Origin of the sequence: Marivita sp., from assembly GCF_017643905.1 — a bacterium.
Classification (GTDB): domain Bacteria; phylum Pseudomonadota; class Alphaproteobacteria; order Rhodobacterales; family Rhodobacteraceae; genus Marivita.
Window position 1 is genome coordinate 1 of the sequence record NZ_JAEPMO010000225.1, and the last position, 4,856, is coordinate 4,856.

The window sequence follows — 4,856 nt, forward strand, 5'->3', positions numbered from 1 at the left end:
GCCTATTACGAGCTTGGTTGGGGTGGCTTCTGGTTCTGGGACCCGGTCGAGAACGCATCCTTCATGCCTTGGCTGCTGGCCGCAGCGCTTCTGCACTCGGCCATTGTGGTGGAAAAGCGTGAGGCGCTCAAAAGCTGGACCATACTGCTGGCGATTCTTGCCTTCGGCTTCTCGCTGATCGGTACCTTCATTGTCCGCTCGGGCCTGCTGACATCGGTTCATGCCTTCGCAAATGATCCCGAACGCGGTGTGTTCATCCTGATGATCATGGTGTTCTTCACCGGAGGCGCACTCACGCTCTATGCGTTCCGCGCCACCGCGATGGAGGCCAAGGGCGTCTTTGGCGTGGCCAGCCGCGAAAGCGCGTTGGTCGCGAACAATGTGATCCTTGCGGTCAGTTGCTTTGTCGTCTTCGTTGGCACCATGTGGCCTGTTGTTGCCGAGATGTTCTTTGACACCAAGCTCAGCGTGGGCGCGCCGTTCTTCAACATGGCGTTCACCCCGTTCATGGTGGTGCTCGGCCTGCTTTTGCCTCTGGGGTCGATGCTCAGCTGGAAACGCGCCAAGGTGGACCGGGCGGTGAAGCAGCTTGTGCCTGCGTTCATCCTTGGTGTGCTTCTGCTGGGCCTCTTCTGGACCATGCAGACCGGCACCAGCCTGCTTGGCCCCGTTGGCGTCTTTTTGGCCGCGTGGGTGATCTCGGGCGCTGTTGTGGACCTGATCAACCGCACGGGTCAGACCCGTGACCTGTCTCGTTTGCTGCGCTTGCCGCGGTCGGATTGGGGCAAGGCAACGGCCCATATCGGCTTTGGCATCACCATGGTTGGCATCGCTGGTCTGATGGCGTGGCAGGAAGAGGACATTCGTGTCGCGCAGATCGGCGAACCGTTCCAGGTTGGCGATTTCGAACTTGAACTCACCGCGGTCAACCAGGTGCGCGGACCGAACTATTTCTCCACCATGGGGGATGTGATCGTGCGCCGCGATGGCGAACAGATTGCCTTCCTCAATCCGGAAAAGCGCAACTATCCCGTGGCGCAGATGCCGACGACAGAGGCGGCCATCGACTACCGCTTCCTGCGCGACATCTACGTCGTGATAGGCGATCCGCAGGACGACGGTGGCTGGGTCATGCGGACCTATATCAAGCCGCTGGCGAACTGGATCTGGGCGGGTGCGTTGCTCATGGCTCTGGGCGGAGTGCTGTCTCTCACCGACCGTCGCTACCGTGTGGCGGCAGGAGCGCAGCGTCAGGCGACACCGCAGGGGGTTCCGGCGGAATGACCAGTCTTCCGAACCTGTTGCGGCTTCTGGCGGTGGTCCTGGGCCTTGCGGTGGCGATGCCCATTGCGTCACCGGCATTCGCGGTACAACCTGACGAAGTGCTGGATGATCCGGTGCTCGAAAACCGTGCCCGCGAGCTGTCCAAAGGACTGCGCTGCGTGGTGTGCCAGAACGAAAGCATTGACGAATCCCATGCCGACCTCGCGCGGGAACTGCGCCTTGTCGTGCGAGAACGTCTGGTGGCGGGGGACAGCGATCAGCAGGTTCTCGACTACCTTGTCGCCCGATACGGCGAATTCGTACTGCTGAAACCTCGCACAGATGGCTGGAACATCATCCTGTGGCTGTCCGGTCCTGCCCTGTTCCTGCTCGCCCTTGGGGTCGGTGTGGCCTATGTCCGAGGTCGCTCGACTGCGGCAGCCCCGACCGAAGCCGGGCTCTCTGAGGATGAAGCGGCGCGGCTCAAGGAAATCCTCAAGGATTCGTGACGCCGCGTTGGGCTTTGCCAAACCGGGTGCTTCCGTGTTTGATGCCACCAGCATCATCAGGAGTGCCCGGCGCATGAATTACGAGACCATCACCTTTGACATCACCGACGACATTGCCACGGTCACCTTGAACCGTCCCGAGGTGATGAATGCCCTCAACACCCAGATGCGGGCCGAAATCACAGACGCCGTACTTGAAGGTGGGAAGTCTGCGCGTGTTGTTGTTTTGACCGGCGCGGGGAAATCCTTTTGCTCGGGGCAGGACCTTGGCGACCGCGCCAACGCGGCCAATCTTGATCTGGAACGCACCCTGCGCGACGAATATGTGCCGATGCTGCGCGCGATCTACGACTGCCCTGTGCCGACGATCAGCGCTGTGAACGGCGCTGCTGCCGGGGCAGGGGCCAACCTCGCGCTGGCCGCGGATGTGGTGATCGCGACCGAATCCGCGTTCTTCCTGCAGGCGTTTACCCGCATCGGCCTGATCCCGGACGCGGGCGGCACCTATTACCTGCCACGCCAGATGGGTCTGGCCAAGGCGATGGGCGCGGCGCTGTTCGCAGACAAGATCACCGCCCGTCAGGCAGATGATTGGGGCATGATCTACGAGGCCGTGTCAGATGCGAGATTTGCTGATCATTGGAAATCCCGCGCGCTGCACCTCGCCAAGGGGCCGACCGCCGCCTACCGGCGGGTCAAGCAATCCATCCGTGCGTCGTTTGACAACGATCTTGAAGAGCAGCTTGCGCTTGAGGCCAAACTCCAAGGTCAGTGCGGCCAGACCCGTGACTTCAAAGAGGGCGTTGTGGCGTTCCTTGAAAAGCGCCCGGCGCAATACGAAGGGCGGTAAGACGGCTCGGATCAGGCCGAACCATTGGGTTCGGCCTACGCTGCCCGGAACTCCGGCTTCAACGTGAAATAGACACTGTCCGACCAGACGCCGTCGACGCAGAACGTGTTCTTCGCCTCGCCGGTTTTTACGAACCCGGCAGACAGAAGCGTTGCGATTGAGGCCGCATTCATCGGGTCCGCGTCCGCCGTCAATTGCGGATAACGCAGGTCTTCAAAGAAATAAGGGATCAGCGCCCCAAGCGCCTCGGACATCAGCCCTTGCTGCCAATGGTCCGACCGCAGCAGGAACCCCACCTCGTCACCCATATGCACGCCAGCGCAGCCTATTGCATGGCCACCGCACTCGATGACGAAATAGGTCACCACCGGTTCGGACGACGCGATCAGACGCTCAAGATTGCGGTGTGTGATCGCGATGTCATCATGCGGCGGGTTGGACCAGTAGCGCATCACCTGTGGGTCGCTGTAGACCGCGTGCAGGTCGTCCAGATCCGCGATCCGGGCCTTCCGCAACACCAGCCGTTTGGTCACCAAATGGGTCATATGAAAAAGGCCGCCCGAAGGCGGCCTTTCCTGTAGAAATCAGCGCTTTTCGATGTCGACATAGTCGCGCATTGTCTCGCCTTGGTAAAGCTGGCGCGGACGGCCGATTTTCATCTGCGGATCGGCGAGCTGCTCTTTCCATTGGGAAATCCAGCCGACAGTCCGGCTCAGCGCGAAAATCGGCGTGAACATCGAGGTCGGGAAGCCCATCGCTTCGAGGATGACGCCGGAATAGAAATCCACGTTCGGGAACAGCTTCTTCTCGGCGAAGTAGTCGTCAGCCAGAGCAGCTTTTTCCAGTTCCTTCGCGGTCGCGAGGATCGGGTTGTTTTCGACCCCCAGCAGGTCCAGCACTTCGTCTGCCGACTGTTTCATCACGGTCGCACGCGGGTCGAAGTTCTTGTAGACGCGGTGGCCAAAGCCCATCAGGCGGAACGGGTCGTTCTTGTCCTTGGCACGGGCGATGTATTCCGGGATGCGGTCGGGCGTGCCGATTTCCTTGAGCATCTCAAGGCAGGCTTGGTTCGCACCGCCATGCGCGGGACCCCAGAGGCAGGCAATACCCGCCGCGATGCACGCGAAGGGGTTGGCACCTGAAGACGAGGCCAGACGCACAGTCGATGTCGATGCGTTCTGTTCATGGTCGGCATGCAGAGTGAAGATCCGGTCCATGGCACGCGCCATGATCGGGTCGACCTGATACTGCTCAGCCGGAACCGCAAAACACATGTGCAGGAAGTTCGCCGCGTAATCCAGATCGTTGCGCGGGTACACGAAGGGCTGACCAATCGAATACTTGTAGGCCATCGCCGCGATGGTGGGCATCTTGGCGATCAGACGATGTGACGCGATCTCGCGCTGCAGCGGGTCGGAAATGTCCGTGGAATCGTGATAGAACGCCGACATTGCGCCGACCACGCCAACCATGGTGGCCATCGGGTGCGCATCGCGACGGAAGCCACGGAAGAAGTTGTGCATCTGCTCGTGGATCATCGTATGGCGGGTGATCGTGCTTTCGAAATGCTCAAGCTCGGCCGCCGAAGGCAGTTCCCCGTACAGCAGCAGGTAGCACACTTCGAGATAATGCGATTTCGCCGCCAGTTGGTCGATCGGGTAGCCTCGGTGCAGCAACACGCCTTCATCGCCGTCGATAAAGGTGATGGTGCTGTCGCAGGCCGCAGTCGAGGTGAAGCCGGGATCGTAGGTAAACACACCTGCCTGACCATAAAGCTTGCGAATGTCGATGACATCCGGTCCGGCGGTCGGGGTGTAGATCGGCAGCTCGTAAGAGCTGTCGCCAATGGTCAGCGTCGCGGTTTTAGAGGTGTCAGACATACGTGGTCCCTTCGTCTCATTGCTCAGGGCAAAGCGCCCGGAGCCAGCTATCCCAAGCCTAGAAACCGCGTCGCCGTCGTGGCGTCAATCAGTCCCTTTGGCGGCTGCTTCTTTCAGGCGGGCGACTGTTTCGTCACGCCCCAGAACCAGCATCATATCGAACACACTCGGCGTCACGGCCCGGCCCGCAAGCGCGGCCCGCATCGGGCCCGCCAGCTTGCCGAATTTCGTCCCGTGCTCTTCTGCAATTCGGGATGTGACGGCTTCAAGCTCATCACGCGTCCAGCTAGCATTTTGCAACTGCGGCGTCAACGATTGCAGTATGCCACGGGATACCGTATCCAGTTGCTTAGC

General features: G+C 60.6%; 5 protein-coding genes and 1 pseudogene. 3 read left to right on the forward strand and 3 right to left on the reverse strand.

Features of this window, described 5'->3' with window-relative positions; translation table 11 throughout:
- The 3 genes from JJ869_RS22025 to JJ869_RS22035 all read left to right on the forward strand — a co-directional run.
- A partial coding sequence (locus JJ869_RS22025) for a cytochrome c-type biogenesis CcmF C-terminal domain-containing protein (protein ID WP_292270826.1) occupies positions 1-1,284 on the forward strand: 1,284 nt, incomplete at its 5' end.
- Positions 1,281-1,772 (forward strand): cytochrome c-type biogenesis protein, encoded by a 492-nt coding sequence (locus JJ869_RS22030; RefSeq protein ID WP_292270829.1) that lies wholly within the window; start codon positions 1,281-1,283, stop codon positions 1,770-1,772. The genes JJ869_RS22025 and JJ869_RS22030, both read left to right, overlap by 4 nt.
- Before the next feature lie 73 nt (positions 1,773-1,845).
- Complete coding sequence (locus JJ869_RS22035; RefSeq protein WP_292270831.1) at positions 1,846-2,622, forward strand: enoyl-CoA hydratase-related protein; 777 nt, start codon at positions 1,846-1,848, stop codon at positions 2,620-2,622.
- Positions 2,623-2,657: 35 nt separating this feature from the next.
- On the opposite strand, the gene JJ869_RS22040 is transcribed toward JJ869_RS22035, so the two are convergent.
- From JJ869_RS22040 to JJ869_RS22050, 3 genes and pseudogenes are all read right to left on the reverse strand, one after another.
- Positions 2,658-3,167, reverse strand: a complete 510-nt coding sequence (locus JJ869_RS22040; protein WP_292270833.1) for a GNAT family N-acetyltransferase — start codon at positions 3,165-3,167, stop codon at positions 2,658-2,660.
- 39 nt (positions 3,168-3,206) lie between these two features.
- The gene (gene gltA, locus JJ869_RS22045; RefSeq protein WP_292270834.1) at positions 3,207-4,502 is read right to left on the reverse strand and encodes a citrate synthase; all 1,296 of its coding nucleotides are present in this window, start codon (positions 4,500-4,502) and stop codon (positions 3,207-3,209) included.
- A gap of 84 nt (positions 4,503-4,586) precedes the next feature.
- Positions 4,587-4,856, reverse strand: a pseudogene (locus JJ869_RS22050) (glutamate--tRNA ligase); the annotation flags it as partial.

Coding starts and splice junctions, on each gene's coding strand:
- gltA (WP_292270834.1), bottom strand. CDS start 4,502: ATGTCTGACACCTCTAAAACCGCGACGCTGACCATTGGCGACAGCTCT.
- JJ869_RS22030 (WP_292270829.1), top strand. CDS start 1,281: ATGACCAGTCTTCCGAACCTGTTGCGGCTTCTGGCGGTGGTCCTGGGC.
- JJ869_RS22040 (WP_292270833.1), bottom strand. CDS start 3,167: ATGACCCATTTGGTGACCAAACGGCTGGTGTTGCGGAAGGCCCGGATC.
- JJ869_RS22035 (WP_292270831.1), top strand. CDS start 1,846: ATGAATTACGAGACCATCACCTTTGACATCACCGACGACATTGCCACG.